This window comes from Streptomyces sp. NPDC001480, from assembly GCF_042894725.1.
Lineage (GTDB): Bacteria > Actinomycetota > Actinomycetes > Streptomycetales > Streptomycetaceae > Streptomyces.
Genome location: NZ_JBIAVX010000003.1, coordinates 528,972 through 553,962, shown reverse-complemented (window position 1 = coordinate 553,962; position 24,991 = coordinate 528,972). Strand labels below are relative to the sequence as shown.

The window sequence follows — 24,991 nt, the reverse complement described above, 5'->3', positions numbered from 1 at the left end:
GGGGCCGCCCCACCTTTCGCACCGACTATTCGCACCGACGTTTCGCACCGAGGGCCGGGAGAGATGGACGACAGCCGCCGGCACCCCGAGACCACGGTCCTGGTCGTCGACGACGCGGCGGCCAGCCGGTACGCCATGGGCGCGGTGCTGCGCCGGGCCGGGCACCGGGTGGTGCCGGTGGCCAGCGCCGGTGAGGCCCTGGTGGAACTCGACGTACGCCTGCGCGCGGGCACCCTGCCCGACGTGGCCCTGGTGGACGTCGGGCTGCCCGACATGACCGGCTTCGAGCTGTGCCGCAGGGTCAAGGCGCAGCCGCCGATGGCCGCGCTGCCCGTGGTGCACTTCTCCGCCGCCGCGCTGACGCCGGGCGACCGGTGCCGCGGGCTGAACGCGGGCGGGGACGCGTATCTGACGATGCCCGCCGAACCGGAGGAGATCCGCGCCGTCGTCCGGGCCGCGGTGCGCGGGGCGCGCCGGCACACCGGCGCCGAGTCGCTGGTGCGCCGGATGACGCTGCTGTCCGAGGCCACCGTCGCCGTGCAGGCGGCTCGCTGCGCGCGGGAACTGGCCGACGCGGCGGCCGAGGGCGCCGCCCGGCTGACCGGTGCCCCGGCCGTGGCCTTCGTGATCGGTGCCGACGGCGAGCTGTACCGGGGGACGTCCCGGGACCGCAGTGTCCTCGCCCTGCCCGACGCCACCGCGCACGCGGCCGTGGCCCGGCTGATCACCAGGCTCGCCGAGGGGCGGACCGGGACGCGCTGCACCACCGTGCCCGCACCGCTGTGGCCGGCCGGGTTCTTCCGGCCCGGCGCCGAGGACGACGCCCGGCTGGTGGTGGCCCAGACCCGGTCGGACCGGACGCCGGTCTGCCTCGCCACACCGGTGTCCCGCGTGCCCGGCGCAGACCCGGCGGACGAGGCGCTGCTCGCCCGGCTCGCGCAGAACGCCGCCCTGGCCGCCGAACCGCTGCTGATGTACCAGGTGGAGCGCCATGTCGCCCTCACCCTCCAGCACAGCTTCCTGCCCCGGCCGGAGAAGCTGCGTCTGCCGGGCCTGGAGATCGTCGTCCGCTATGTGCCCGCCTCCCGGCAGACCGAGATAGGCGGGGACTTCTACGCGGCCCTGCGCACCGACGGCGGGATGCTCACCGCGGTCGGGGACGTCGCCGGGCACTCACTGGAGGCGGCCACCGTCATGGTGGAGATCCGGCACGCGCTGCGCGCCTACTGCGTCGAGGACAGCGACCCGAGGGTGCTGGCCGCGCGGCTCGACCGGATGCTCCAGCACCACCACCCGGACGTCACGGCCACCGTGTGCCTGGTCCTGGCCGACCCGGACAGCGGGCGGGTCCGGATCGCCAACGCCGGCCACATCCCGCCGCTCGTCGTCCGGGCCGGGGGCGGCGCCGGGTACGTGGCGGCGAGTGGACCGCTGCTCGGCCTCGGCCTGGACCGGCCGCCGCCCACCGAACTGGTGCTGCGGCCCGCCGACCGGCTGCTGATGGTCACCGACGGCCTGATCGAGACCCGCGGCACGGACCTCGCGGTCTCCCTGGCCCACCTCCGCACGGCCGCCGCCGGCGCCCCGCCCGGAGTGGCCCCGCTGTGCGACACCCTGCTCGACTGCTTCGCCCACGACCGGGAGGACGACATCGCGATGCTGGCCCTACGGCTCGCGGATCACGCCGACCAGGGCCTGTCCGGCGGATCAGGCCGCAGGAAATGAGCGGCGCCTCATCGCCGCAGATGGGCGTGCCAAGCCCCGCGTCTGGGGCATGATCCGCCGGACAGGCCCTAGGGTGACACCGTTGCCCTAGAACAGGAGTGCGTGCCCATGCCGCAGATCACCGTCGACTACTCCGCCGTGATGGACCCGGCCTTCGACCGGGCCGGTTTCGCCCACGCCCTGCACACCGCGACGGTCGAGATCGCGGCCGCGAAGCCGGAGGCCTGCAAGACGCAGTTCCGGCCCAGCGCGGTCACGGCGTTCGGCTACGAGGACCCCGAGGACCAGCACCACGCCATCGTGCACGTCACGATCGGCCTGCTCGCCGGCCGCACCGAAGACACCAAGGCGAAACTGACCGAGACCGTCATCGAACTGCTCCGCGAGCACGTGGCGGACGAGGGCTTCGTGCTGCACGCCTCCGCCGAGGTGCGTGACCTCGACGCGTCGTACCGGAAGTTCGAACGCTGACGGTTCAGGAGGCCAGCGCGATCAGCCGGTTGAGCAGGTCGGTGAAGGGACCGTCGGCCGGCTCCTCCTTCAGCATGCCGCGCAGGAGGGTGGACATCTCCTCGTCGTAGGCGGCGCTCACGGCGGCCAGGGCGGCGAAGTCGTGCACGAGCTGGATCTCCAGTTCGGCGCGTGGGATGTCCCGGCCGTCCAGCCAGATCAGGGCCGTCGACTCGGCGAGCGAGACCCAGGAGCGGATGACCAGTTCCAGTCGTGCGGGCGGATCGATGACGCCCAGATGGACAAGGATCTGGTCATACGCGGCCTGCCGTACGGAGTCGATGAGCGCGTTCGTGGCCGACGAGCCGACGGCCGGTCCGCCACGCATCAACGCCGAGAAACCGGGCCCGTGCTCGTCGACGAAGTCGAAGTAGCGGCGCATCACCCGCAGCAGCCGGGCGCCCAGCGGACCCTCGTGCGGCTCCACGAACCGGCCCGCCAGATCCTCCGCGGCCCGCTTCAACGCGGCCTCGTACAGGCTGAGTTTGCCCGGGAAGTAGTGGTAGACCAGCGGGCGCGAGATGCCCGCCGCCGAGGCTATCTCGTCGATGGACACATCGTCCGGCGAGCGGCGGCTGAACAGTTCGAGGGCGACGCCGATCAGCTGCTGCCGCCGCTCCTCGACGCCCATCCTGCGGCGAACCCCGGTAGTCATGCGAACACCTTACCGATCGAATTCGGCCGTCGGCGCTCACAAGTGGTCCACCCTGCCCGGCACCGCGAGAGCCTCTAGTGCAGGCCGCTGATCGGCGTGCCGTCGTCCAGGGTGCCCTTCAGGTCCGCTCGGGCGCCCTGTTTGGCCTTCGCGGTGAGCAGGTTGCCCTGGGCCGACGCGGTGACCTCGCCGGTCGTGCGGATCGACGCGGTGCCCCAGCTGCCCGCGGCCAGCAGGTACCAGTCACCCTTGCCGGCCTGCCACAGCACCCCGGCCAGCACATGCGGATCACGCGGACCGCACGCCGTCCCGTCCTTGCCCTTGGCCACGATCACCCCGTGCCGCGAGCCCGCTGTCTGGAACTGGGCCAGGGCCGTCGTCCCGTCACCCCGCCAGGTCTCGCCCCGGGTGCACACCCAGGTGGCTTCGCCGTTCCCGTCGGGCAGCGGCTGGTCGGCGAAGGACCAGGCGTTGACGCTGCGCACGCCCGCGGCACGCTCCTGGGCCAGCGAGCAGGCGAAGGGCGCCCAGGTGCGCAGGGCCTGGGCCCCCGGCGCGTCGCCCGCCTTGCCGGGCCGCCCGGAGGTGAGCCGGGCCGGGACCAGCTCGCCGAGGTCGGTGGCCAGATGGGTGCCGGAGGCGTCGGTCAGCTGGAGCGCGTTCCAGGAGGCGCACTTGCCCGGCCGCAGGACGGGGCTGGCCAATGGCGCGGTGACCCCGTCGGTCAGCTCCAGGTCCATGGCTCCGGCGCGGGGCTTCACCAGGTCACGCTCGGCCGCCTTCTCCACCCAGGGGGCGGTCAGGAACCGGACGTTCCCGTCGGACCGGCCCAGCACGAGCGCGCCCGCATCGGCCTTCCTGGCCCCGTCGACGCGGGCGAAGTCGAGTGCGGCGCCCCGCGTGCCGTCCTTCGGCTCGGCGTAGCGGGCGATGCGCAGACCGTCGTAGAGGATCACCACGCGCGCGTTGTCGACCAGACCCGCGTACAGCAGTTGGGGCGGGCCGGCCGGACCGCCGGTCTGGGTGCCGGGGGTCGCCGAGACCTGGACCGTGTCGCCGGGGCGGGCCCAGACGGAGAGGGCGCGGCGCAGCAGGGCGGTGTCGCGGGCGAGGGCGCCGCGCGTGGGCCAGACGGAGAAGTCGGTGCGGGCGGCGGTCTTCCAGGCGGTGGGGGAGATCCGGACCAGCTGTCCCGGGTCGAGGGCGGCCTCGGCCGCCGGGTTCCGCGCGTACGGCGGGGCGGCGGGGCCGTCGGCGCCCCAGCCGCCGCCCGGCAGGGTGATCAGCGCGCCGCACACCGCGAGCGCGGCCGCCGCGGCGAGCGCCGACTTGGAGTGCTGCCTGCGCCGCATCAGATCGGTGGGCCGGGCCTGGAGCGAGCAGGGGTCGAACTCGGCGGAGTCGAGCAGCGCGTACTGGGCGGGGATGCCGTCGGCCTCCTTCAGGGCGGGGGCCGGGTCCGGGACGCCGGCCGCCGTCAGCAGGGTCTGCACGTCGGCGTCGGGGAGCTTCTCCAGTCCGCGCAGTACGTACGCGGCACGGCCCGGGCCGGAGAGGGCGGCCAGCCGCTGGTCCAGGGCGAGTTCGTCGGCGCCGCCCGAGCGCGGGAAGAGGCGCAGGCCCCACACCTGGGGGAGCAGCGGCGGGAGCTGGGAGCGGGTGGGCCATGCCCTGCGCTTGAGCGGGAGGCCCGCCTCCAGGGCCGCACGCACCACCTGGAGGCGGACGAAGGCGTATCCGGGGTCGCCGTCGTGGCCCGTCGACTGGGCCGGGATCACGGACGACGACTTGCGGCCCCGGGGCAGGGCGCGCTGGGTGAGCGCGTGCGCGGTCAGGACGCGCCTGCCCCGGCCGAGGCCCGGCGGCAGCACCAGATAGGCGAGCCGGACGAGCCGTGGATAGTGCTCGACGAGGGCGGCTTCGGCCTGCTCGACACCTACGGCCGAGGAGGGGACAGGGGCTTGACGGTTGGCTACATCCTGTGACTGCACGTTCGGGAAAACGAGCGAGCCGTTCGAGGGTCACCCGCTGTCCGGGTGAATGTGGTCTCCGGATCGGGTGATTCGGTCCCGCGAAGCCCTCCGTGCCGGGTGCCGTGCAGTCCTCCGTGCCGGGTGCCTCAGTCCTCCGGCTCCACCAGAGCCCGCGCGTAGTTCGCCATCGACCGCTGGTAGCGGGGCAGATGGGGGGCGAGGGCGCCGAGGACGAGGGACAGGCCCTCGCGGTCCCGGCCGAGGCTGGACAGGCACAGGGCGAGGCAGGCCCGTACCGCGTCGTCCAACTCGTCTGACGGCGCGTCCAGTTCGGGGGTGAGCAGCTTGACGCCCTCCTCCGCCCGGCCGATGTTCCTGAGGGAGCTGGACAGCTGGATCTTGGCCCGGCGCCCCTTGTAGCCGCTGACCTCGCTGAGGCCGAGGGCGAGCGCCTCCCGGTACAGCGGTGCCGCCTTGTCCGAGTGACCGGTGGAGTCCCAGGCACAGGCCTGCTCGAAGGGGCCCAGCGGACTGCCCTCGGGCAATTCGGCGACGAGGGCGTCGATCACGGCCCTGAACTCGGCCGCGCGTGCCTCGGGGTAGTCGTCGAAGGTGGCCCAGGCGGCGGCCACGCGGTCTTCCCAGTCTTGGTTCACCGGCTCACCTTCGCACAGCTGTGCCTGGGGTGACATCTGATTTGAGCACATCACCGGCGAACGCCGTATCGAAGGGCAGGGCCCCGCACGGGGCTCTCTGCGGCATGCTATTGCCCGACCGGGACCGGAGGAACAGATGAGGTTGACGCGACCGATGCTCGCCCTGACGGGCGCCACCGCCGTACTGGCGCTCGCGGCCTGCGGCGGCTCCGGCGAGGCCACCGAGTCGGTGCCCACCACGGCCACCGGCAGCCTGGAGAGCCTGGCCGCCGAGGTGAAGTGCTCGCCGAACATCCAGACGGACGCCGACGAACTCCGTCAGGCCATCTGCAAGAACGGCGACGGCAAGTTCATCCTGGCCACCTTCGCCACCGACCGCGGCCAGCGCGAGTGGATCAACGACGCCAAGGACTACGGCGGTTACTACCTCGTGGGCCGCAAGTGGGTCGCCGTCGGCGACAACGGGGTGGTCAAGGCGCTGCGCAAGAAGCTCGGCGGTGACGTGGAGATCGGGACGAACCACGGCTCGCACGCCGCCCACAGCGGCTGACGGCCGGTGCGCACACGGCGAAGGCCGGTGGCGGGAGGGACCCGCCACCGGCCTTCTTCATCGGCCTTCTTCAATGGCCCACCTCAGTGGGTCACTGGCACTGCTGACCGCTGTTGACGCAGTTGGCGATCTTGTTCGCCAGGCCGCCGGTCGTGACGCTGATGAAGTCGTCGTGGTCGGTGGCCGACTTGTGCAGCTGGTCCGGGAAGCCGTCCACCGCGTAGGCGTTCTTCACGACGCCGTTCTGGATGGTCGGCGGGTTGATCTTGTAGACCAGGCGCATCGTCAGCTGCGGGATGGCCTTGAAGCCGTTGCCGCAGGCACCGCTCGCCGGGTCCGCGAAGGCCACGTGCGTACGGTGGTTGGCGCTGTCGATGTTCTTGCCGTCCCAGCAGCTCTGGAAGGCGAACGTGCGGACCACGTTGCTGCCCTGCGGGCAGATCGGGTACTGGTTCGTCAGCTGGACCTTGTTCTCGAAGCCGGTGCAGCTCCAGTGCGCGTTGGCGTTCGCCAGACCGTTGGTGGTGGTCTTGGCGTCACCGGTGATGATGCGCAGGAACTGCGGCATCGCGACGACCTTGCTCTGCGGGTTGCCGACGTACTTGATCTGCGCCTGGACGGGGGTCAGGATCTTGCCGACGTTGCCTTCCTTGCCACCGCCGTCCTTGTTCTGGTCGAAGTCCTGCGTACCGTCCTGGATACGCACGACCGGCCAGTAGTACGAGGACAGGTCGTTCTTGTTCTGGCAGCTGGTGCCGCCCTGAAGGAACGTCTGGTTGCTGGAGAAGGCGTTGACCTTCTGGTTGCCGACGTAGTCGTGCAGGTGGTGCGCGCCGTTGGTCACACCGGGCGCCACGATCACGTTGTCGGTGTTGTGGTTCTTGTTGGCGTTCACACCGCACTTGGTGGTGAAGGTGCCCTTGGAGGCGTTGCCGCCGGCCACCGGCTTGCCCTGGACGTTCGCCGCGACCTTCGTGATGTCCACGAAGTCGGCCGCCGTCGGGCCGTTGCCGGCCTGGCCGTTGCTGCCCTGCTGCTGGCCGCCGTTCTGCTGCTGGCCGCCATTGTTCTGCTGGCCGCCGTTCTGCTGCTGGCCGCCGTTCTGCTGCTGGCCGCCGTTCTGCTGCTGACCACCGTTCTGCTGCTGGCCACCGTTGTTCTGCTGGCCACCGGCGGTGGTCTGGTTGGCGGTCATCGTCGTGCAGGCGGCGAGCTGGGCCAGCGAGGTGTCGAACCTGCCACCGACGCGCTGGACGTCGAGCCGGATCCGGTCGATCGTCGCTGCCCGCTTCTCCTTGAGGGGACCGACGATCGCGTTCTGGACGAAGCTCGCGTCGTTGGCCTGCGCCTGGCGGGTGGAGGCGAGCCTGGCGTAGGCCTCGGTGACCTGCTTGTCGAGGTTCGCCAGCTCCACCGCCACACCCTTCTGGGCGTTGGCCGGTACGTTCGTCAGCTTCTGCCCCACGTCCGGGCAGGCGATCGTCGCCACCTGCGCGGCGGCGGACTTGGTCTGGTTCTGCGCCGAGTTGTTCGACTCATGCGCCGAAGCGTAGAAATTCGCCCAGATCAGCCCGCCCCCACCGAGCGCTAGGGCCGCCGATGCGGCTATGGCCTTCGTGGCCAATGGCGTACGGCGTTTGCGTGTGTTGCGTCCCATGGAACTCCTCTGACTTCCTTGCGGGGCAGCATCGAGGCGCCCGACAGGAGTGAAGCGGCGCCTCTTCATACGCACCCCGCCTCAGGCGTGTTCAGCCGACTCACAAATTCATCAGAGGATCTCTGCGCGATCTGCCCGCAACCTGGCCCTGAGCAGCGGAAGTTGCAGAAAAATTGAATTCGGGTCAGCGTCCGTGGTCCAGATACGCGAGCACCGCCAGGACGCGCCGATTGTCGTCGTCCGACACCTCGAGTCCCAGTTTGCCGAAGATGTTGGCGGTGTGCTTGGCGATGGCCCGTTCCGTGACCACCAGCTGCGCGGCGATCGCCTGGTTCGACCGGCCCTGCGCCATCAGCTCCAGCACCTCCCGCTCGCGCGGCGTCAGCCGGCCCAGCGGCTGCTCCTCGGTGGCAGCCCGCCGGGACAGCAGCTGCTGGATCACCTGCGGGTCCATCGCCGTACCGCCCGCGGCCACCCGCCGTACGGAGTCCACGAACTGCTCCGCGTCGAACACCCGGTCCTTGAGCAGATAGCCGACCCCGCCGCTGCCGTCGGCCAGCAGCTCGCGCGCGTACAGCTGTTCCACGTGCTGGGAGAGGACCAGCACCGGCAGACCCGGTCTGTCCTGCCGGGCCCGCAGGGCGCACTGGAGACCCTCGTCGGTGTGGGTGGGCGGCAGCCGGACGTCGACCACGGCGACGTCCGGCTGCAACTCGGCGAGCGCCCGCGTCAGTTCCGGTCCGGTCTCCACCGCGGCCGCGATCTCGAAGTCGTAGGCCTCCAGCAGCCGGACCAGCCCGTCGCGCAGCAGGAACAGGTCTTCGGCTAGGACAACACGCACGGAATCTCCATGGTGACCATGGTGGGACCGCCCGCGGGAGAGCTGACGGCCAGGACGCCGTCGAATGTACCCAGTCGCCGCTCGACACCGGAGAGCCCGGAACCGGCTCCGACCACCGCGCCGCCCTTGCCGTTGTCGGTCACCGTGATCCGCAGCGTGCCCTCGGCGTGGTGGACGTCGACCCAGATCCGGTCGGCACCGGAGTGCTTGACCGCGTTGGTGAGCGCCTCGCTCACCGCGAAGTACGCAGCCGACTCGACCGGCGCGTCCGCCCGGCCGGCCAACTCCACCTCCACCTCGGTGGAGACGGGCAGCCGCAGCGCCAACGCCCGCACGGCGTCACCGAGTCCGCGTTCGGCCAGCACCGGCGGGTGGATGCCGCGGACCAGGTCGCGGAGTTCGCCCAGGGCCTCCGCGGACGCCTGCCGGGCCTTCGCGACGAGCTGCTTGGCCTTGGCCGGGTCCTTGTCCATCAGCATCTCGATGGTGCCGAGGTCCATGCCCATCGCGACCAGCCTGGCCTGCGCCCCGTCGTGCAGGTCCCGCTCGATACGGCGCAGTTCGGCGGCCGAGGTGTCCACGGCGTCCTTCCGGGTCTCGGTCAGCACCTTGACCCGCTCGGTCAGTTCGCCCTGGCCGGCCCCCAGCACGGCGCGGGTGAGCTGGAAGTGGGCGGTCAGCAGGCGCGGGGTGAGGTGGTAGGCGCCGACCAGGAGGACCGCGGCCGTGGCACCCGCGCCGAGCGCGGACGGCTGGTCGGTGACCGGCACGAAGCCGTACCAGTAGGTCTGGCCGTCCGCGACCACCCGCCACAGCCCGGCCGCCACCGCGAACCCCTCGAAGGGGTAGAAGAGCAGGACCGCCGGCAACAGAGCCGTGAGGAAACCCGCCGTCATGTCCACCTGGAGCCACCGCACATCGCGCCAGACGGCCGGGTCACGCAGCAGCGCGTAGGTGCGCGCCCACGGATTGGCGCCCTCGGGCACCGGCCGGTACGCCGAGGGTATCCGCACCCCGCACCACTCGGCCGCGAGCCGCCGCCGGGTGTCCGCCACGTTCCGGACACCGTCCAGGATCCACGGGGTGGTGAAGACGCCGACACCGATCGGGATCAACGCGACGGAGACCAGGGTCAGGGCGAAGCAGAGAACCGAGATCGGCAGCATCACCACGGCCAGCACCAGCCCCCGTACGGCGGCGAGCACGACCTCCCGCACCCTGGTACGGAAGTCGCCGCCGCTGTGCGTGTTCGTCGTCATGGCGTCAGTCTGTCGGACCGGGTGCGCGCCGGGCACTGGTCCGAAGCCCCATGTCAGGGGGTGGTGCCAGGTACACCCCCGGTCGCCGTGTCCCCGGCCGCGGCGAGCACCTTGGCCTCCACCTCCGGATCCAGACCCTTGAGCGTCCGGTCGGGTCGCATGGGCGCCGTGCCGCCGATCTCCCGCAGCCATGCCCAGGTGTCCGCCACGGTCTCGCCCACCGGCCGGCACACCAGTCCCGTGGCCGACGCCCGTGAGACGTCGGTGTGGTGCACCCCCGCGTACAGCTCGCCGTCCGGCGGCACCCACACCGGCAGCTGGGTCCAGGGTTCGATACCGGCGTCGAGGACGACCTGAGGGTCGGTCCAGCGCAGTTCGGCCGCGGCTCCGGTGACTCGCACGCAGGACTCCAGCAGGGTGCCCATGGTGGCGTGCCCCCGCGGGCTCACCAGGTTGTACGGCCCGCTCGCCCCGCCCTCCACCGCGCCCAGGGTCCACTCGGCGAGATCGCGCACGTCGACGTACTGGAGCGGCAGGTCACGCGGCCCCGGGGCCAGGACCGGGCCGCCCCGGGCGACGCGGGTCAGCCACCAGGGCAGCCGGCCGACGTTCTCGTACGGACCGAGGATCAGCCCGGCCCGCACCAGCAGCGACCGGTCGGCGCCGAACGCCGCCACGGCGGCCAGCTCACCGCCCAGCTTGTCCTGCGGGTACTCGGTCTGTCCCGCGTCGGCCGAGGCGCCCTCGACGAGGGGCGCGTCCTCGTCGAAGCCGGCGGCCCGGGGCCAGGCGTAGACCGAGATGCTCGACACGTACACATACCGCCCGGCGCGGCCCCGCAGCAGCCGCGCCGTGTCCCGCACGGCCCGGGGATCGGCCGACCAGGTGTCGACCACCGCGTCCCACTCCTCGTCCCCGGCCAGGGCGGCGAGCCCCTCCGGGTGGGTGCGGTCGCCGTGCAGCGCCCGCACCCCCGTGGGAGGCGCGATCCGTCCCCGGTTGAAGACGGTCACCTCCCAGCCGCGTCCGAGCGCGGCCTCCACCACGGCCCGTCCCGCGAATTCCGTACCACCCAGCACCAGAAGTCTCATACCGGTGATCGTGCCCGCCGAGGGCGCGGGACGGAACGGGAATCTGCCGTCAGCAGAGCACGGAACCGGCTCAGCGGCCGGCCGGCGGGGCGTACTTGTAGCCGACCCGGCGCACCGTCTGGATGGTCCCCCGGTGCGCGGCGCCGAGCTTGCGGCGCAGCCGGGCGACGTGCACGTCGACCGTGCGGCCGTCGCCCACGTGGCCGTAGCCCCAGACCGTGGTGACCAGCTGGTCGCGGGTGTGCACCCGGTGCGGGTGCGCCACGAGGTGCGCGAGCAGCTCGAACTCCAGGTAGGTGAGGTCGAGTTCGCGTCCGTCCACGCTGGCGGTGCGCTGGACGGTGTCGATCCGCACCAGCTGGTCGGCACCGGTGCCGAGGGCGCTGTCGGAGGCGCTGTCCGAGGCGCTGTCGGAGGTGTCGGGCCGGCCGGGCACCGCGACGGGCAGGAACGGCGGCTGCTGGTCGGCCGGGACCAGCACCAGGTAGCCGACCATCGGCGGCCGGCCCGGCAGGGTGGGCAGCGTGTGCTGCGGGGCGGGCAGCCAGGTGGCGCCCGGCGGCAGGAAGTCCGCGACGTCGACCACCTCGTCCCGGTCGACGGCACGCAGCCGGTGCCGGGAAGCGTGGGCGGAGGCGGTGGTGGTGTTGGTGGCGGTGGAGAGAGAACGAGTGGTCGCCATGAGAGGTCAGCTCTTTCGCGCGAGAGTCCGTCTGGGAGGACGGCGGCCGCGATTCGTGGTCGGGCGCGCCGAGGGACGTACGTCGTTTCGCGCTGGCCGAAGGCCGGGGGTTACGGCTTTAGAGGGCCCGCGCGTTCACCGCGCGGCAACACACCCGGTCGAAGTCGTGGTGCTGACGGGAGGGCCAGAAGGGCTCGAGGTCGTGGCGACCCGTCGCGGTGTACTTCTGGAAGCTGGCCATGGCCTTATTGAAGCAGACATGAGCCCGTGACAGCAGCTTTCTCTCACTCCTCGGACAACGAGCGTCAAGGGTGCCCGCCAACAAGCGCCAGGGGCGCCCGCCGTGACGGCGGGCGCCCCTGAGGGGAACGTGCGGGGGATCAGGCCTGGCCGGCCTTCTCCAGCGCGGCGCAGCAGGTGTCGACGATGAGGCGGGTCACCACGTACGGGTCGACGTTGGCGTTGGGACGGCGGTCCTCGATGTAGCCCTTGCCGTCCTTCTCGACCTGCCACGGGATGCGGACCGAGGCGCCGCGGTCGGAGACGCCGTAGGAGTACTTGTCCCACGGGGCGGTCTCGTGCAGACCGGTGAGGCGGTCGTCGATGCCGGCGCCGTAGTTCTTGACGTGGTCCAGCGGCTTGGAGCCCTCGCCGAGCGACTCGCACGCGGTGATGATCGCGTCGTAGCCCTCGCGCATCGCCTTGGTGGAGAAGTTGGTGTGCGCGCCGGCGCCGTTCCAGTCGCCCTTGACCGGCTTGGGGTCGAGGGTGGCGGAGATGCCGAAGTCCTCGGCGGTGCGGTAGAGCAGCCAGCGGGCCACCCACAGCTGGTCGGCGACCTCGAGCGGGGACAGCGGGCCGACCTGGAACTCCCACTGGCCGGGCATGACCTCGGCGTTGATGCCGGAGATGCCCAGGCCCGCCTTGAGGCAGTTGTCCAGGTGGGCCTCGACGATCTCGCGGCCGAAGATCTCGTCGGCGCCGACGCCGCAGTAGTAGCCGCCCTGCGGGGCGGGGAAGCCGCCCTCGGGGAAGCCCAGCGGGCGGGAGCCGTCGAAGAAGGTGTACTCCTGCTCGATGCCGAAGATCGGCTCCTGCGCGGCGAACCGCTCGGCTACCTCGGCCAGCGCGGCGCGCGTGTTGGACGCGTGCGGGGTGAGGTCGATGTTCTGGACCTCGCACAGGACGAGGATGTCGTCACCGCCGCGGATCGGGTCCGGGCAGGAGAAGACCGGCTTGAGCACGCAGTCGGAGGCGTGCCCCTCGGCCTGGTTGGTGGAGGACCCGTCGAAGCCCCAGATCGGCAGTTCCTCGACCGTCACGCCCTTTTCCGAGTCCCCGAAGATCTTGGTCTTGGAACGCAGCTTTGCCGTCGGCTCGGTGCCGTCGATCCAGATGTACTCAGCCTTGAAGCTCACGGGGCCACATCCTTCGGGGTGTGTCTGGGCGCACTTGCGGGTGCTGCGGCGCTGCGGCACTGGGGCGCCGCCGTTGTCGCCCGGCAGCCTGTCAACAGGCGATTTCCCGATCATTGCTCAAATGTGAACCCCGTGTTACCTGGCGTTTCTGTGCCCAGGCTCACGTTGTCGGCGGCCGCCTCCCGCACCCCGCCGAGGAACTCGCGGATCGCGGCCAGCTGGTGCTCGTCGCAGCCGCGCAGCAGTTCCACCGACCGTTCGATCAGCGGCCCGAAGAAGGCCCACCCCAGTTCGACCGCGCGTTCGTCCACCTCGACGGCGACCTTCCGCCGGTCCCGCGCGCCGCGCACCCGCCGCACGTGCCCCGCCCGCTCCAGCCGGTCCAGCAGCGCCGTGGTCCCCGCCGAGTTGAGCCCCAGCGCGGCGCCCAGCTGTCCGGCGGTCGTCTCCTGCCCGGCCCGGCGGGCGTCCATCAGGGCGATCAGCGCGCGTACGTCGGTGGGGTGCATGCCGTTGCGGTTCGCGAACCGCGCGCTGTGCAGCCCGAGTTCGACGGTCACCGCGCGCAGCAGGTGGACGATCTCCAGCTCGGGGCCTGGTTCCACGGCCGGCATGCGGTGTCCCTCCGGGATGCGGCTATCATCACGTCTCGCTCGGCGAGTATCTCGCTCAACGAGATAATAGGGGGTCCGCATGACTGGATACGACAGCTACGCCTTCCGGGTCGCGTACGACGAGGTCCTGGCGCAGTGGCCGGCGGAGCGGGAGACGCTGACCGTCGGCACGCCCTTCGGCGACACCCACGTCAACGCCTGCGGCCCGCGCGACGCGCCTCCGCTGCTGCTCCTGCCGGGCGGCGGCGGGGCGACGTCCGCCTCCTGGTACGGCCAGGCCGCCGAACTGGCCCGCACCAGGCGCGTCCTCGCCGCCGACCTGATCGGCGCCCCCGGCCGCAGCGTGCCGGCCGCCGGCCGTCACCCCCGTACGGTCGCCGACCTGGCGGCTTGGCTGGAGGCGTTGCTCGACGGGCTCGGCGTGGCGCAGACGGACCTCGGCGGGCACTCCTACGGGGCCTGGATCGCACTGCACTACGCGCTGCGCGCGCCCGGCCGGATACGCCGCCTGTTCCTCCTGGACCCGACCCAGTGCTTCGCCGGGTTCAAGGCGGCGTACCTGGTCCACGCGCTGCCGATGCTGCTGCGGCCCTCGCCCCGCCGGGTCCGTGCCTTCCTGGACTGGGAGACCCAGGGAGCGGCCCTGGACACCGACTGGCTGCGCCTCCAGGAGGCGGCCGCCGGATTTCCCGCCGTGAAGCCGGTGACCGGCCCGCGCCCGGCGCCGGACGCGCTGCGGGGCCTGGACATGCCGGTCCTGCTGCTCCTGGGCGGGAGCAGCAGGACTCATGACACGTACGAGGTGGCGAACCGGGCCGGCGCGCTGCTGCCGCGCGTCGAGACGGTCGTGCTCCCGGAGGTCTCGCACCACGCGCTGCCGCAGGCGGCACCCGTCGGCCTGGCCGGCCACCTCACCCGGTTCCTGTCGGCCTGAGCGTCACCCCACCTTCTCGATCACCGCGCGGCGGATGAGGAACTTGCCGGGCTCGCGGACCTGTTCGAAGGCCGCGTTGTTCAGCAGTACACAGCTGCCGGAGACCGAGGTGACCTTCACCGTCGTGGACTTGTTGTTGTCCAGGTTGGTGACCTTCAGCGTGGTCCCCGCCGGGAACTGGTTACTGGAGGCCGCCGGGGCACCGCCTTCGCCGGAGAGCGTCACGGTGGAGCCCTTGCAGACCTGCTGGCCGGAGGCCGCGGCAGCGCCGTCGCCGGTGTTTCCCGCGGCGGCGCTCTGCGAGGGCTGCGCGGTCTGCTGACCGGCTGCCTGCCCGGCCTCCTGACCGGCCGCCTGCCCGGCCTGCTGGTCACCCTGCTGGCCGGCCTGCGCCGACTGCGTCGCCTGGGAGCCCTGAGCCGACTCCCCAACGACGCATCCCGACGCCTTCTGCTGCACCTTGATCTGTTCGATGACCGCCTCGCGGTTGGCGATCCTCGCCTGCGACTGCGCGTCCGGGTTGGCCTTCTGACCGTCGATGAACTTCTGGTTGTTGCCGAGGGCCGTGGCCAGCCCCTGGCAGACGGTCGAATCCGCGGCCGACGACAGGGTGTTCGCCTTCTGCGGACTCTGCGCGGCGTTCGAGGTGGTCGCCAGGACGAAGGCGCCGCCTCCCGCCACTGCCGCGGCACTGGCCAGCAGTGCGATCGTCTTCTTCGTACCGAGTTTTCTCCTGCGGGACATGCGCGCCTCCTGAAGAGGTAGGGGAGCGTACGCCGCTATGTACGAGATACCGAACGGAGTTACTCAGCGGTTGCGTGAGTCTTCTCAAGTGGTCTGCGTCACAGGAAAGTTCACTTCCTGGTCAGGGCGTCCTGCACGGCCTCGTCCGTGCGGCCCACCACCGCCGTGCCGTCGTCCGCCGTGATGATCGGACGCTGGATGAGCTTGGGGTGCTCGGCGAGGGCGGTGATCCAGCGGCCGCGCGCGGAGTCGTCCCGCGGCCACTCCTTGAGCCCGAGCTCCTTGGCGTCGGCCTCCTGGGTCCGGGTGATGTCCCACGGTTCGAGGCCGAGACGCTCCAGCACGTCCCTGATCTCGTCCTCGCTCGGTACGTCCTCCAGGTAGCGGCGGACGGTGTACTCGGCGCCCTCGGCGTCGAGCAGGCTGATGGCGCTGCGGCACTTGGAGCAGGCCGGGTTGATCCAGATTTCCATGGGGCCAACGGTACGCGAGAGACCCGGCGAAAGCCCCTGTGGCCAGGGGCTTTTGTCGGTGGCGGGAAGTAGAATAGAAGCAGTGTTCGAGGGTGTTGCCGGGTCCCCCTGCAACGCCCTTACCGCGACAGGAGGATGCCTGTGCCCGCTGCCGCCCCGTCCGTCATGAAGCGCCCGCTGCCGCCCGGACGTCCCCGTGAGTGGTACGTCACCCACAACCGCCGCCTCAAGGCCATGCGCCTCGCCATCGCCCTGCTCGACTCCGGCGTCTACGTGCCCAACCAGGCCCGCGACGAGACGATCCGGAGCACGGCGGAGCGCATCGGGATCCACCCGCCGTCGGACACGACCTGCCACATGGTGCGGGCCCTGATGCGGTACTCGCGCTGACCGGTCGGCGCGACCGCCCGCAGCCGCCCCGGCCGCGGGCGGTCACGCCGAGCCACAGCCCTGTCCGGCCCTCAGGCCGACAGCTCCCGTTCCAACGGCGTCCGGAAACGCGGGGTCACCCCGGCATCGCCCAGCCATCCCCGCAGCCGCTCCGCCTCCGCCGCCACCGCGGGCTCCGCCGCACGGCGCACCCCCTCGTCCAGGAACCGCCAGACGATCTCACCGGACGCCCGCCGGGCCCAGCCCCCCACGACCCGCCCGTCCCACCACACCGTCGGCCCCACGTTCCCGCTGCCGTCGAACAGCGGCGGCCGGAACTCCGGCGCGAGGTACCAGTCACGCTGCTGCCAGCCCATCGCCGTCGGGTCCAGCCCGGGCAGGAGGGCCGCCCAGGGGGAATCCGGCCCGGTGACGGGCTCCAAGTCGCCGGGGACCACGTACCCGACCCCCTCGTCCAGGGCGACCTCCTCCGCCCCGATCGCCCGCAGCGCCGCCCGTACGTCCGTGACCCGCCAGCCCGTCCACCACTTCAGGTCGGCCTCGGTCGCCGGACCGCACGCGGTGAGCCAGCGGCGCAGCAGAGCGGTGCGGGCCTCGGCGGGATCCAGTTCGGGGTGTGCGGGTGCCACCGCCCAGCGGAACTGGCTCGAGGTCCAGGAGCCGAGCGGCCGGCCGCGGACCACCTTGCCCTCCACGCCCAACAGACGCAGGAGGCGGCCGGAGACCGTGTGCATCGCCTCGTAGCCCTTGCCGGCCGCGTACACGAACTGCTCCCGCAACCTGGGCTCGTCCTCGGCCAGTTCCGTCGCCGTGGCCTGGCCGCGCCGGGCCAGCGCCGCCAGGGTCGACGCCTCCACCTCCGCCAGCCACGCCGCGTCCGGCCCGCCGCCCTTCGCCATGTCCTTGAGCAGCTTGGCCCGCGCCCGCGCGGCCACGTCCAGGGCCGTCGACGCGTGCACCACGGCCGTCAGGTCCGTCGGGAACACGAACACCGTGTGCCGCATGCCGTGCATCCGCACCAGCGTGCGGTCCTCGTACAGGGCCCGCTCGGTCGCCGGCACGGTCTTCGCCGGCTCGGCCAGCCGCGCACCCACCGCCACGAACACCGTCGCCGGATCCGTGCCGTGCAGTGCCACCAGCGAGGCGGCGACCTCCTCGGGGCTCGTCGCCCGCTCCGTACCGGCCAGCCGGTGGCGCACGGCCAGCCGGGCCCGCCGTTCCGCCGCGCCGATACGACGCCGTCCGCCGCTCATCTGAGACCTCCGCCCGTCAGCCACTGATGCCCGCGTTCATCTTCGCCGAGGCCACTGACAACCGCGGTCGGGTCCCGCCCATCACCCGTTCGCCGTACCGGGGCATGCGGTCACCCGGCCGTCCGCCTTCACTTCGATCAGAAGGCGACGCGAGACGCGAGCGGAGGGAGGCGGATCACGCCATGACCAGCCCCGCCACGGCCAGTCCCGCCGACCGCGCCCAGCGCGGCAGGCTCGCCCGCAAGCACGTCTCCCGCGCCGGGCACGCCCACTGGCTGCCGTCCGCCGACCGGCCCGACCCCGTCGCCGTACTGGAGCGGCAGGGCCGCGACCGGCTCCCGGAGCTGCTGCCGGTCCGGTACGGGCGCATGGCCGACTCGCCGTTCGCCTTCCTGAGCGGCGCCGCCGCCGTGATGGCCGCCGACCTGGCCGCGCAGCCGCACACCGGGCTGACCGTGCAGCTGTGCGGCGACGCCCATCTGCTCAACTTCGGCGTCCACGCCTCCACGGAGCGGTCACCGCTGTTCGACCTCATCGACTTCGACGAGACTTTCCCCGGGCCCTTCGAGTGGGACGTCAAACGGCTCGCGGCCAGCGTGGCGGTGGCCGCGCGCGAGAACGGCCACCCGGAGGAGAAGGTCCGCAGGGCCGCCCTGGCGGCGGCGGCCGGCTACCGTGCGGCCATGCGCCGGCTGGCCCCGCTCGGCGAAATCGAGGTCTGGCACCAGCGCGTCGAGGCCACCGGCCTGCCGCCCCTCGCCCGCTCCGCCCGCGGACGCCGGCACATCGAGTCCAGTCTCACCCGCGCCCGCCGCCGCACCGGCCTGCGCGCCCTCGGCAAGCTCACGGAGGTCGTCGACGGGCGGCGGCGCATCGTCCACGATCCGCCGCTCCTCGAACCCGCCGGAGCGCCCGACACGGCCTCCCTGCGCAAGGCCTTCAGCGACTACCGTTCCACCCTCACCGAGGAGCGCCGCCTCCTGCTCGACCGCTACCGCTTCGTCGACGCCGCCCGCAAGGTCGTCGGCATCGGCGCTGTCGGCCTGCGCTGCTTCGTCGTGCTGCTCGCCGGACGGGACGCCGACGACCTGCTGTTCCTGGAGATCAGGGAGGCCGGGCAGGCCGCCCTGGAGGAGCATCTGCCGAGCGGGCCGTTCGTCCACCCCGGCCACCGGGTCGTCACCGGGCAGCGGCTGCTACAGGCCTCCTGCGACATCTTCCTCGGCTGGATGACCGGGCCGCAGGGCCGCGCCTACTACTGGCGCGAGCTGCGCGACACGCAGGGCTTCGCCGGCGTCGCCGGGACGGGCCCGGGCGGCCTCGCCGAGTACGCCCGGCTGTGCGGCACCGCCCTGGCCCGCGGCCACGCCCGCTCCGGCGACCGCATCGCCATCGCCGCCTACCTGGGCTCCGCCGACACCTTCGACCGCGCCGTCGCCGACTTCGCCCTGGGCTATGCCGACCAGACCGTCGCCGACCACGCGGCCCTGACCGCGGCCGTCGCGGCGGGCCTGGTCAGGGCCGCGCCGGGACGGTGAGCGGCGGCGCCGACGCTCAGCCGTAGCGCTCCAGCAGGCCGCGGACGTACGCCTCCAGGCGTCCGGCCAGCACCTCGGGCGTCAGATCGGTCCGGCCCAGCTCGCGCCACGGACCGGCCAGTTTCGCCGCGTCGGGGGAGTAGGCCAGGGCGTCCAGCAGACGCCAGTACAGATGGTCCCGGTCCGCTGCCTGCCGGCGGCCGCCGTGCGCCTCGTAGCGGTCCCGGAACCGCAGGCCCTGCACCGGGCCGTGCAGCAGCGCCAGGGCGGTCGAGCAGTGGGCGACGTCGAGGTCGGCGGGGCCCCAGGAGGTCTCCACCCAGTCCACCACTCCGGACACCCGCGTCTCCTCGCCCGCGCCGGTGAACAGCACGTTCCCGGGATGGAAGTCCCGGTGCAGGAAGCAGCCGTCGTACGGTGGCGGGTCGCGCCTGATGACGTCCACGGCCCGGTCCCACAGGGCGCCCCCGGGCGTGCGCACGCCTTCCGGCGATGTCCACGCCTGGTACGCGCGCGGCCGTTCGGCCGGGGCCACCCGGTGGATCCGGACCAGTTGTGCGGCGAGCAGGTCCAGGCGCCGCTCCAGCTCCGCCGCGCCCGGCTCGTCGACCCTGACCCCGCCGGGCAGAGCGGTCATCAACAGGGAAGGGTGGTCGCACAGTTCGGCGGTGGCGTCCACCGCCACCAGAGCGGGCGCCGGGATGCCCTCCTCCCCGGCGAGCAGCGTCAGCACGCCGGCCTCCCGGGCCAGCAGACCGGGCGCGGCGCGGCGGAAGAAGGGCTTCACGAAGGTGCGCAGGACCAGCCCGGTGCCGTCGTCGAGGGTGAGGCCGCGCATCTGGGCGCTCCAGCCGCCCCGCAGGAAGCGGGAGCCGGTGACCGAACGGCCCTCGGGCAGTTGCTTGGCCACCCAGCCCAGGGTGGCCGTCCAGCCCCGGTCGGCGAGGCCGGTCAGCAGGGCGTCCGCGAAGTCCCGCCGGTCCTCCGCGTGGTCGCGGAACCACAGGCCCAACCAGTGCTCGGCATCCGGGAGTTCGAGGGTGGTGAGCTGGGCACGCGCGGACAGCGCGTCCTGTACGGCCGCCGTCACCTCCGGCGGGATGACCGCGTCCGTGCCGGGCACCGCGAGCACCGCCCGGCCCTCGTAGGCCCGCAGCGTCTCCAGGGCGGCCGACCGGCGCCAGCCGCCGGGCGTCCGGATGATCCCGCTGAACCGCCCCTCCCCGTCACCGAAGGCCACGTCCCACGCCTCCGGGGCGTACACCGCGGGTGCGCACAGCCCCAGGGCGACCACCCGGTCCCCGTAGTGCCGGGCGAGGTCCGCCACCGTCTGGCCGCTCATGCTGAACCCGACCAGCACCAGCGGCTCGGCCGCCGGCACCTGTGCGTCGATCACCGCGACGGCCTGCTCGAAGCGCCGCCGCAGGCTCAACTCCCGCAGTGCGCCGCTGCTGTTGCCGTGCCCCGAGAAGTCGAAGGCGAGCCCGCGGCAGCCCCGGGCGACGAACTCCCCGAGCAGCGGCCGCGACCGCTCCTCACTGCCGTTGCCGGCACCGTGCAGCAGGACCACGGCGGCCCGGCCGGGCCCGCCGCCGTGGACACCGGAGAGTCGCTCACCGTCGTACGCGTACATGAAGGGCGTGAAGAAGGTGGGTTCGGTCATGGCGCCCATTCACTCACGGAAAACGGGATGCACGCCCAGTGACCGCCTCCCTACGCTGAATGCGAACCCACGGAAACGGAGGCCCGAGATGGGCACCATCGTCATGTCCGGGGCGGTCGTCCTGGTCGTCCTGGGATTCGGAAACCACACCTGGTGGCTCGCCGCGGCCGCCCTGCTCTTCCTGTACGTGCGGTACGGCGTGAGCGCGTCGTCGGCGTCGTCCTCGGGCGGTGCCACCCCGCCCGCCGGGGGAGCGGGTGCGCCCGCGACGTACCGGGCGTACCGCGAGCGCCGTGACCGCCAGGCCAAGTGGGAGCGCCGCTACCGCCGCGAGCGCCCCTTCGAGGCCCGGCGCCAGGAGCGCGCGAAGAAGAGCTGACAGGCCCGGCGGGAGCCCCCGGTCACAGACCGGGGGCTCCCCACACCGGGAACCAGCGGCTCAGGTCCTGCTCGATGCGCAGATCGTTCCCGAGGGCCGCCTTGACCCGCAGTTCGAGGGGGTTGTCGCGGCGCTGGGACGCGCCGGCGAGCGGGGCGAACGGGTAGAAGGTGCCCCGCTTGTAGAGGTACACCAGCGCCAGCCGGTGTCCCGAGTCGTCCCGGAATCCGGCCAGGGAGCACAGCAGCTGCGGGCCGAAGCCGTTGACCTCCATGGAGCTGTTCACCGCGTGCAGGTCGTTGACCAGCTGGGGCAGCTGGTCGGGGGTGCGCTCGGAGACCAGCCAGGAGTAGCCGTAGTCGTCCTGGCGCAGTTCCACCGGCGGGCCGGTGCGGTCCGTGTCCGCGTCGAGGAGCGCCTGAACCTCCCGGTGCGTCTGCTCGAAGGCCGCGCCCTCGACCGTCGCGAAGCACACCGCACCGCCCCCGGTCGGCGTGAACCCGGCCGCGGCCTGAAGGGTCACGGCCGCCGAGGGCAGCGCGAACAGCTGGTCGAGGTCGGGTGCGACCGGCTTCGTCCGGCCGAGGAGGATGTCCAGGAGCCCCATGCTCACCCCGCCCTGTCCGGCCGCGCCGCCTCACCCAGCTCGCCGGAGATCCGGGCCAGCTGCTCCAGCCGCTGCTCCAGGCTGGGGTGGGTGGAGAACAGCCGGGACAGTCCGGGCTCGGCGCCCAGCGCGGGAGTGAAGTAGAAGGCGTTGAAGGCCTGGGCCGTGCGCAGGTCGTCCGTCGGGATCCGGGCGATGTCGCCGGTGACCTTGGTGAGCGCGGAGGCCAGCGCCGACGGACGGCCGGTCAGCAGCGCCGCCGCGCGGTCCGCGGCCAGCTCCCGGTACCGGGACAGCGCCCGGATGAGCAGGAAGCTGATCGCGTACACGGCCGCCGAGACGGCCATCACGAGGGCGATCACCGCGGCGGTGTTCTGGTCCCTGCGGCCCCCGCCGAACAGGCCGGAGTAGAACGCGAACCGCACGATCAGGCCCGCGATCACACCGAGGAACGAGGCGATCGTGATCACGGCGACGTCCTTGTGCGCCACGTGCGACAGCTCGTGCGCGAGCACGCCCTCCAGCTCCGCCGGCTCCAGCCGTCTGAGCAGCCCACTTGTCACGCAGACCACGGCGTTGTCGGCGTTCCGCCCGGTCGCGAACGCATTCGGCATGTCCATGCCGGACACGGCGACGACCGGCTTCGGCATGTCCGCGATGGCGCACAGCCGGTCGATCACCGTGTGCAGCTCGGGATACTCCTCCCGCTCCACGACCCGCCCGTGCATCGCGAACAGCGCGATCCGGTCGGAGAACCAGTACTGGGCCCCGAGCAGCGCCGCCGCGACCACCGCGACCAGCACCCAGGACTTCAGCAACACGATCAGCGCGGCGACGAACCCCACGTACAGCAGCCCGAGCAGGAACAGCGTGAGCCCCATGCGCGCGGTCAACCGCCGGTCGCTCCTAAAGCGGCTCTGCATCTTGCATCACCCCGCAGTCAGGCACTCGTCCCGCTGTCCAGTGTGCACCCGCGCATTCCCATGAAGAGGTTCCGAACGGCCCTAGGAGCAGCAAAGGGCCCTGTGAGTCACCGGTAGGCCCGCATCTGCGCGTAACCGAGCAGAACGATCACCCCGGCCACGCAGCCCAGCACCACGGCCGTCGACATCCACGACGACCGGCGCGGCGTCACGGGGCCCGGGTCCGCGCGGAACGGTGCCGGGTCCGGCGGATTCTCCTTCCACCGGGCGGCCAGCATCCGGGCCCGGGCGGACGGCTCCTTGTGCTCCGCCGAGCTCGCCCATCTGTGGTCGAACTCCCGCTCCCAGTCGTCCTGTTCAGTCATCCCCGTACAACCTCTCTCGTCCGTCGGTGTCGGGAGGGATGCTCCCCCGAGAGTAGGAAGCCTGGGAGGCGCGGAAGGTTGCACGGGATGCCGGGTGGTCGATGCCCGGCTAGGCTTTTCAGGTGAGAGCCGCTTAGGGGGGCTGCGTTCAGCCCTGGTTTTCTACCTGCGGCACCACCTACGACCGCGCCGACTCCTAGTCCGGCGGCCGCGGCCATCCGTCTCGTGCCCCAGCAGACCGCACGAGGGGATGGAAGGAGGTTCACTCATGAAAGCACAACGCGCGAGGCGTCTCTTCGCGGTCTCCGCGATCAGCGTTCTGATGGCCGGCGGCGCCACGATCGGGACGGCGGGCACGGCCTCGGCAGCCGCGCCGTCGAAGGCGACCCAGGCATCCACCCACGGCGGCTGCAGTCGCTTCTTCGACAACTGCGGCTTCGGCTTCAACAACGGCTTCGGCTTCAACAACGGCTTCGGCTTCAACAACGGCGGCTTCGTGGTGATCGTGGTCAGCTGAGAGCGGTAACGCTGAGGGCCGCCACCCGTGGGGGTGGCGGCCCTCAGCAGGGTCAGGCCCGGATCACACGTCGAAGTAGAGCTCGAACTCGTGCGGGTGCGGACGCAGCTGGAGCGGAGCGATCTCGTTCGCGCGCTTGAAGTCGATCCACGTCTCGATCAGGTCGGACGTGAAGACGTCACCGGCGAGCAGGAACTCGTGGTCGCGCTCCAGGGAGTCGAGGACGGCCGGGAGCGAGGTCGGGACCTGCGCGACGTTCGCGTGCTCCTCGGGAGCGAGCTCGTAGAGGTCCTTGTCGATCGGCTCGGCCGGCTCGATCTTGTTCTTGATGCCGTCCAGGCCGGCGAGCAGCAGGGCCGAGAAGGCCAGGTACGGGTTGCCGGAGGAGTCGGGCGCGCGGAACTCGACGCGCTTGGCCTTCGGGTTCGAACCCGTGATCGGGATACGCATCGCGGCGGAGCGGTTGCGCTGCGAGTACACCAGGTTGATCGGCGCCTCGAAGCCCGGCACCAGACGGTGGTACGAGTTCACCGTCGGGTTGGTGAAGGCCAGCAGCGACGGGGCGTGCTTGAGGATGCCGCCGATGTAGTAGCGGGCGGTGTCCGACAGGCCGGCGTAGCCCTGCTCGTCGTAGAACAGCGGGTCGCCGTTGCTCCACAGCGACTGGTGCACGTGCATGCCCGAGCCGTTGTCACCGAAGATCGGCTTCGGCATGAAGGTCGCGGTCTTGCCGTTGCGCCAGGCGACGTTCTTCACGATGTACTTGAAGAGCTGGAGGTCGTCGGCGGCGGCGAGCAGCGTGTTGAACTTGTAGTTGATCTCGGCCTGGCCGGCGGTGCCGACCTCGTGGTGCTGGCGCTCGACCTTCAGGCCGTTCTTCTCCAGCTCCAGGGAGATCTCGGCGCGCAGGTCGGCGAAGTGGTCGACCGGCGGGACCGGGAAGTAGCCGCCCTTGTAGCGGACCTTGTAACCACGGTTGTCCTCGAGGGCGCCGGTGTTCCAGGCGCCCGCCTCGGAGTCGATGTGGTAGAAGGACTCGTTCGCGGTGGTCGCGAAGCGGACGGAGTCGAAGACGTAGAACTCGGCCTCGGGACCGAAGTACGCGGTGTCCGCGATCCCGGTGGAGGCCAGGTACGCCTCGGCCTTCTTCGCCACGTTGCGCGGGTCACGGGAGTACTGCTCGCCCGTGATCGGGTCGTGGATGAAGAAGTTGATGTTGAGGGTCTTGTCACGGCGGAACGGGTCGACCCGGGCGGTCGACAGGTCCGCGCGCAGCGCCATGTCGGACTCGTGAATGGCCTGGAAGCCGCGGATCGAGGATCCGTCGAAGGCGAGCTCCTCGTCCGGGTCGAACGCCTCGACGGGCACCGTGAAGTGCTGCATGACGCCCGGCAGGTCGCAGAACCGGACGTCGACGAACTTGACGTCCTCGTCCGCGATGAACTTCTTGGCCTCGTCGGCGTTCTGGAACATCCAGCTCCTCCTACTCCCGGCCGTTCCCGTGCCGGGGTGGTAGTTCGTAAGTGCGGCCAGTGCGGTGGCACACGCTGACCTCGACCCTAGGGACGGGTGGT

At 71.9% G+C, this 24,991-nt stretch carries 27 protein-coding genes; 8 read left to right on the top strand and 19 right to left on the bottom strand.

Going from position 1 to position 24,991, the window contains the following annotated elements; translation table 11 throughout:
* The first annotated feature begins 63 nt into the window (after positions 1-63).
* Both ACFY01_RS09855 and ACFY01_RS09850 read left to right on the top strand, forming a co-directional pair.
* The gene (locus ACFY01_RS09855; RefSeq protein WP_390735158.1) at positions 64-1,725 is read left to right on the top strand and encodes a SpoIIE family protein phosphatase; all 1,662 of its coding nucleotides are present in this window, start codon (positions 64-66) and stop codon (positions 1,723-1,725) included.
* A gap of 108 nt (positions 1,726-1,833) precedes the next feature.
* Positions 1,834-2,196 carry a 5-carboxymethyl-2-hydroxymuconate Delta-isomerase gene (locus ACFY01_RS09850; RefSeq protein ID WP_390735157.1) on the top strand — a complete coding sequence of 121 codons (363 nt, stop codon included), beginning with the start codon at positions 1,834-1,836 and terminating at the stop codon, positions 2,194-2,196.
* 4 nt (positions 2,197-2,200) lie between these two features.
* On the opposite strand, the gene ACFY01_RS09845 is transcribed toward ACFY01_RS09850, so the two are convergent.
* The 3 genes from ACFY01_RS09845 to ACFY01_RS09835 form a co-directional block, all read right to left on the bottom strand.
* Positions 2,201-2,890 (bottom strand): TetR/AcrR family transcriptional regulator, encoded by a 690-nt coding sequence (locus ACFY01_RS09845; protein ID WP_390735156.1) that lies wholly within the window; start codon positions 2,888-2,890, stop codon positions 2,201-2,203.
* Between the two features lie 74 nt (positions 2,891-2,964).
* On the bottom strand, positions 2,965-4,881 hold the full coding sequence (locus ACFY01_RS09840; protein ID WP_390735155.1) for a hypothetical protein: 1,917 nt from the start codon (positions 4,879-4,881) through the stop codon (positions 2,965-2,967).
* 128 nt (positions 4,882-5,009) lie between these two features.
* Entirely contained in the window at positions 5,010-5,555 is a 546-nt protein-coding gene (locus tag ACFY01_RS09835; protein ID WP_390735154.1) for a tetratricopeptide repeat protein, read from the bottom strand.
* Positions 5,556-5,655: 100 nt separating this feature from the next.
* On the opposite strand from ACFY01_RS09835, the gene ACFY01_RS09830 reads away from it, so the two are divergent.
* Positions 5,656-6,069: a hypothetical protein gene (locus ACFY01_RS09830; RefSeq protein ID WP_390735153.1), complete on the top strand. Its 414-nt coding sequence runs from the start codon at positions 5,656-5,658 to the stop codon at positions 6,067-6,069.
* A gap of 91 nt (positions 6,070-6,160) precedes the next feature.
* Here ACFY01_RS09830 and ACFY01_RS09825 read toward each other — a convergent pair whose 3' ends face one another.
* From ACFY01_RS09825 to ACFY01_RS09790, 8 genes are all read right to left on the bottom strand, one after another.
* Positions 6,161-7,726 carry a DUF1996 domain-containing protein gene (locus ACFY01_RS09825; RefSeq protein ID WP_390735152.1) on the bottom strand — a complete coding sequence of 522 codons (1,566 nt, stop codon included), beginning with the start codon at positions 7,724-7,726 and terminating at the stop codon, positions 6,161-6,163.
* Positions 7,727-7,910: 184 nt separating this feature from the next.
* On the bottom strand, positions 7,911-8,567 hold the full coding sequence (locus ACFY01_RS09820) for a LuxR C-terminal-related transcriptional regulator (protein ID WP_390735151.1): 657 nt from the start codon (positions 8,565-8,567) through the stop codon (positions 7,911-7,913).
* Positions 8,552-9,826 carry a sensor histidine kinase gene (locus tag ACFY01_RS09815; protein ID WP_390735150.1) on the bottom strand — a complete coding sequence of 425 codons (1,275 nt, stop codon included), beginning with the start codon at positions 9,824-9,826 and terminating at the stop codon, positions 8,552-8,554. Before ACFY01_RS09815 ends, ACFY01_RS09820 begins: the two co-directional genes overlap by 16 nt.
* Before the next feature lie 53 nt (positions 9,827-9,879).
* Positions 9,880-10,917, bottom strand: a complete 1,038-nt coding sequence (locus tag ACFY01_RS09810) for an NAD-dependent epimerase/dehydratase family protein (protein ID WP_390735149.1) — start codon at positions 10,915-10,917, stop codon at positions 9,880-9,882.
* A gap of 70 nt (positions 10,918-10,987) precedes the next feature.
* Complete coding sequence (locus ACFY01_RS09805) at positions 10,988-11,599, bottom strand: winged helix-turn-helix domain-containing protein (protein WP_390735148.1); 612 nt, start codon at positions 11,597-11,599, stop codon at positions 10,988-10,990.
* Positions 11,600-11,717: 118 nt separating this feature from the next.
* The gene (locus ACFY01_RS09800) at positions 11,718-11,840 is read right to left on the bottom strand and encodes a hypothetical protein (RefSeq protein WP_390735147.1); all 123 of its coding nucleotides are present in this window, start codon (positions 11,838-11,840) and stop codon (positions 11,718-11,720) included.
* Between the two features lie 139 nt (positions 11,841-11,979).
* Positions 11,980-13,017: a glutamine synthetase gene (gene glnII, locus ACFY01_RS09795; protein WP_390735146.1), complete on the bottom strand. Its 1,038-nt coding sequence runs from the start codon at positions 13,015-13,017 to the stop codon at positions 11,980-11,982.
* A 110-nt stretch (positions 13,018-13,127) separates the two neighbouring features.
* The gene (locus ACFY01_RS09790) at positions 13,128-13,631 is read right to left on the bottom strand and encodes a MarR family winged helix-turn-helix transcriptional regulator (protein WP_390735145.1); all 504 of its coding nucleotides are present in this window, start codon (positions 13,629-13,631) and stop codon (positions 13,128-13,130) included.
* A gap of 79 nt (positions 13,632-13,710) precedes the next feature.
* On the opposite strand from ACFY01_RS09790, the gene ACFY01_RS09785 reads away from it, so the two are divergent.
* A complete protein-coding gene (locus ACFY01_RS09785) occupies positions 13,711-14,565 on the top strand; it encodes an alpha/beta fold hydrolase (RefSeq protein WP_390735144.1) in 855 nt (284 codons plus the stop codon).
* Between the two features lie 3 nt (positions 14,566-14,568).
* Here the strand turns inward: ACFY01_RS09785 and ACFY01_RS09780 are convergent, their stop codons facing one another.
* Together ACFY01_RS09780 and ACFY01_RS09775 are read right to left on the bottom strand one after the other, a co-directional pair.
* Positions 14,569-15,309 (bottom strand): hypothetical protein, encoded by a 741-nt coding sequence (locus ACFY01_RS09780; RefSeq protein ID WP_390735143.1) that lies wholly within the window; start codon positions 15,307-15,309, stop codon positions 14,569-14,571.
* A 110-nt stretch (positions 15,310-15,419) separates the two neighbouring features.
* The gene (locus ACFY01_RS09775) at positions 15,420-15,782 is read right to left on the bottom strand and encodes an arsenate reductase family protein (RefSeq protein ID WP_390735142.1); all 363 of its coding nucleotides are present in this window, start codon (positions 15,780-15,782) and stop codon (positions 15,420-15,422) included.
* A gap of 135 nt (positions 15,783-15,917) precedes the next feature.
* Between ACFY01_RS09775 and ACFY01_RS09770 the strand changes: the two genes are divergently transcribed.
* Positions 15,918-16,172: a hypothetical protein gene (locus ACFY01_RS09770; protein WP_361437672.1), complete on the top strand. Its 255-nt coding sequence runs from the start codon at positions 15,918-15,920 to the stop codon at positions 16,170-16,172.
* Positions 16,173-16,243: 71 nt separating this feature from the next.
* Here ACFY01_RS09770 and ACFY01_RS09765 read toward each other — a convergent pair whose 3' ends face one another.
* Entirely contained in the window at positions 16,244-17,425 is a 1,182-nt protein-coding gene (locus ACFY01_RS09765) for a winged helix DNA-binding domain-containing protein (RefSeq protein ID WP_390735141.1), read from the bottom strand.
* Positions 17,426-17,607: 182 nt separating this feature from the next.
* On the opposite strand from ACFY01_RS09765, the gene ACFY01_RS09760 reads away from it, so the two are divergent.
* Positions 17,608-18,963: a DUF2252 domain-containing protein gene (locus ACFY01_RS09760; protein WP_390735140.1), complete on the top strand. Its 1,356-nt coding sequence runs from the start codon at positions 17,608-17,610 to the stop codon at positions 18,961-18,963.
* Positions 18,964-18,979: 16 nt separating this feature from the next.
* Here ACFY01_RS09760 and ACFY01_RS09755 read toward each other — a convergent pair whose 3' ends face one another.
* Positions 18,980-20,635, bottom strand: coding sequence for an alpha/beta fold hydrolase (locus ACFY01_RS09755; protein ID WP_390735139.1), 1,656 nt, complete (start codon positions 20,633-20,635; stop codon positions 18,980-18,982).
* Positions 20,636-20,714: 79 nt separating this feature from the next.
* Between ACFY01_RS09755 and ACFY01_RS09750 the strand changes: the two genes are divergently transcribed.
* Positions 20,715-21,005 (top strand): hypothetical protein, encoded by a 291-nt coding sequence (locus ACFY01_RS09750; protein WP_390735138.1) that lies wholly within the window; start codon positions 20,715-20,717, stop codon positions 21,003-21,005.
* Positions 21,006-21,027: 22 nt separating this feature from the next.
* On the opposite strand, the gene ACFY01_RS09745 is transcribed toward ACFY01_RS09750, so the two are convergent.
* The 3 genes from ACFY01_RS09745 to ACFY01_RS09735 all read right to left on the bottom strand — a co-directional run bounded on the left by ACFY01_RS09745 (position 21,028) and on the right by ACFY01_RS09735 (position 22,900).
* A complete protein-coding gene (locus tag ACFY01_RS09745; RefSeq protein WP_390735137.1) occupies positions 21,028-21,612 on the bottom strand; it encodes a hypothetical protein in 585 nt (194 codons plus the stop codon).
* A 2-nt stretch (positions 21,613-21,614) separates the two neighbouring features.
* On the bottom strand, positions 21,615-22,535 hold the full coding sequence (gene htpX / locus ACFY01_RS09740) for a zinc metalloprotease HtpX (RefSeq protein ID WP_390735136.1): 921 nt from the start codon (positions 22,533-22,535) through the stop codon (positions 21,615-21,617).
* Positions 22,536-22,642: 107 nt separating this feature from the next.
* Positions 22,643-22,900, bottom strand: a complete 258-nt coding sequence (locus ACFY01_RS09735; RefSeq protein WP_390735135.1) for a hypothetical protein — start codon at positions 22,898-22,900, stop codon at positions 22,643-22,645.
* Between the two features lie 268 nt (positions 22,901-23,168).
* Here ACFY01_RS09735 and ACFY01_RS09730 point away from each other — a divergent pair, with 268 nt between their 5' ends.
* The gene (locus ACFY01_RS09730) at positions 23,169-23,417 is read left to right on the top strand and encodes a hypothetical protein (RefSeq protein ID WP_390735134.1); all 249 of its coding nucleotides are present in this window, start codon (positions 23,169-23,171) and stop codon (positions 23,415-23,417) included.
* Between the two features lie 63 nt (positions 23,418-23,480).
* On the opposite strand, the gene glnA is transcribed toward ACFY01_RS09730, so the two are convergent.
* Positions 23,481-24,890 carry a type I glutamate--ammonia ligase gene (glnA, locus tag ACFY01_RS09725; RefSeq protein WP_390735133.1) on the bottom strand — a complete coding sequence of 470 codons (1,410 nt, stop codon included), beginning with the start codon at positions 24,888-24,890 and terminating at the stop codon, positions 23,481-23,483.
* Positions 24,891-24,991 lie beyond the last annotated feature (101 nt).

Excerpts from the sequence above, each read along its gene's own strand:
- ACFY01_RS09755 (WP_390735139.1), bottom strand. The coding sequence starts at position 20,635 with ATGGGCGCCATGACCGAACCCACCTTCTTCACGCCCTTCATGTACGCG.
- ACFY01_RS09775 (WP_390735142.1), bottom strand. The coding sequence starts at position 15,782 with ATGGAAATCTGGATCAACCCGGCCTGCTCCAAGTGCCGCAGCGCCATC.
- ACFY01_RS09805 (WP_390735148.1), bottom strand. The coding sequence starts at position 11,599 with ATGGCGACCACTCGTTCTCTCTCCACCGCCACCAACACCACCACCGCC.
- ACFY01_RS09785 (WP_390735144.1), top strand. The coding sequence starts at position 13,711 with ATGACTGGATACGACAGCTACGCCTTCCGGGTCGCGTACGACGAGGTC.
- ACFY01_RS09855 (WP_390735158.1), top strand. The coding sequence starts at position 64 with ATGGACGACAGCCGCCGGCACCCCGAGACCACGGTCCTGGTCGTCGAC.
- ACFY01_RS09770 (WP_361437672.1), top strand. The coding sequence starts at position 15,918 with ATGCCTGTGCCCGCTGCCGCCCCGTCCGTCATGAAGCGCCCGCTGCCG.
- ACFY01_RS09850 (WP_390735157.1), top strand. The coding sequence starts at position 1,834 with ATGCCGCAGATCACCGTCGACTACTCCGCCGTGATGGACCCGGCCTTC.
- ACFY01_RS09790 (WP_390735145.1), bottom strand. The coding sequence starts at position 13,631 with ATGCCGGCCGTGGAACCAGGCCCCGAGCTGGAGATCGTCCACCTGCTG.
- ACFY01_RS09835 (WP_390735154.1), bottom strand. The coding sequence starts at position 5,555 with ATGTCACCCCAGGCACAGCTGTGCGAAGGTGAGCCGGTGAACCAAGAC.
- ACFY01_RS09765 (WP_390735141.1), bottom strand. The coding sequence starts at position 17,425 with ATGAGCGGCGGACGGCGTCGTATCGGCGCGGCGGAACGGCGGGCCCGG.
- ACFY01_RS09830 (WP_390735153.1), top strand. The coding sequence starts at position 5,656 with ATGAGGTTGACGCGACCGATGCTCGCCCTGACGGGCGCCACCGCCGTA.
- ACFY01_RS09750 (WP_390735138.1), top strand. The coding sequence starts at position 20,715 with ATGGGCACCATCGTCATGTCCGGGGCGGTCGTCCTGGTCGTCCTGGGA.
- ACFY01_RS09810 (WP_390735149.1), bottom strand. The coding sequence starts at position 10,917 with ATGAGACTTCTGGTGCTGGGTGGTACGGAATTCGCGGGACGGGCCGTG.
- glnA (WP_390735133.1), bottom strand. The coding sequence starts at position 24,890 with ATGTTCCAGAACGCCGACGAGGCCAAGAAGTTCATCGCGGACGAGGAC.
- ACFY01_RS09760 (WP_390735140.1), top strand. The coding sequence starts at position 17,608 with ATGACCAGCCCCGCCACGGCCAGTCCCGCCGACCGCGCCCAGCGCGGC.
- ACFY01_RS09845 (WP_390735156.1), bottom strand. The coding sequence starts at position 2,890 with ATGACTACCGGGGTTCGCCGCAGGATGGGCGTCGAGGAGCGGCGGCAG.
- htpX (WP_390735136.1), bottom strand. The coding sequence starts at position 22,535 with ATGCAGAGCCGCTTTAGGAGCGACCGGCGGTTGACCGCGCGCATGGGG.
- ACFY01_RS09735 (WP_390735135.1), bottom strand. The coding sequence starts at position 22,900 with ATGACTGAACAGGACGACTGGGAGCGGGAGTTCGACCACAGATGGGCG.
- ACFY01_RS09745 (WP_390735137.1), bottom strand. The coding sequence starts at position 21,612 with ATGGGGCTCCTGGACATCCTCCTCGGCCGGACGAAGCCGGTCGCACCC.
- ACFY01_RS09825 (WP_390735152.1), bottom strand. The coding sequence starts at position 7,726 with ATGGGACGCAACACACGCAAACGCCGTACGCCATTGGCCACGAAGGCC.
- ACFY01_RS09730 (WP_390735134.1), top strand. The coding sequence starts at position 23,169 with ATGAAAGCACAACGCGCGAGGCGTCTCTTCGCGGTCTCCGCGATCAGC.
- ACFY01_RS09780 (WP_390735143.1), bottom strand. The coding sequence starts at position 15,309 with ATGTCCCGCAGGAGAAAACTCGGTACGAAGAAGACGATCGCACTGCTG.
- ACFY01_RS09815 (WP_390735150.1), bottom strand. The coding sequence starts at position 9,826 with ATGACGACGAACACGCACAGCGGCGGCGACTTCCGTACCAGGGTGCGG.
- ACFY01_RS09800 (WP_390735147.1), bottom strand. The coding sequence starts at position 11,840 with ATGGCCAGCTTCCAGAAGTACACCGCGACGGGTCGCCACGACCTCGAG.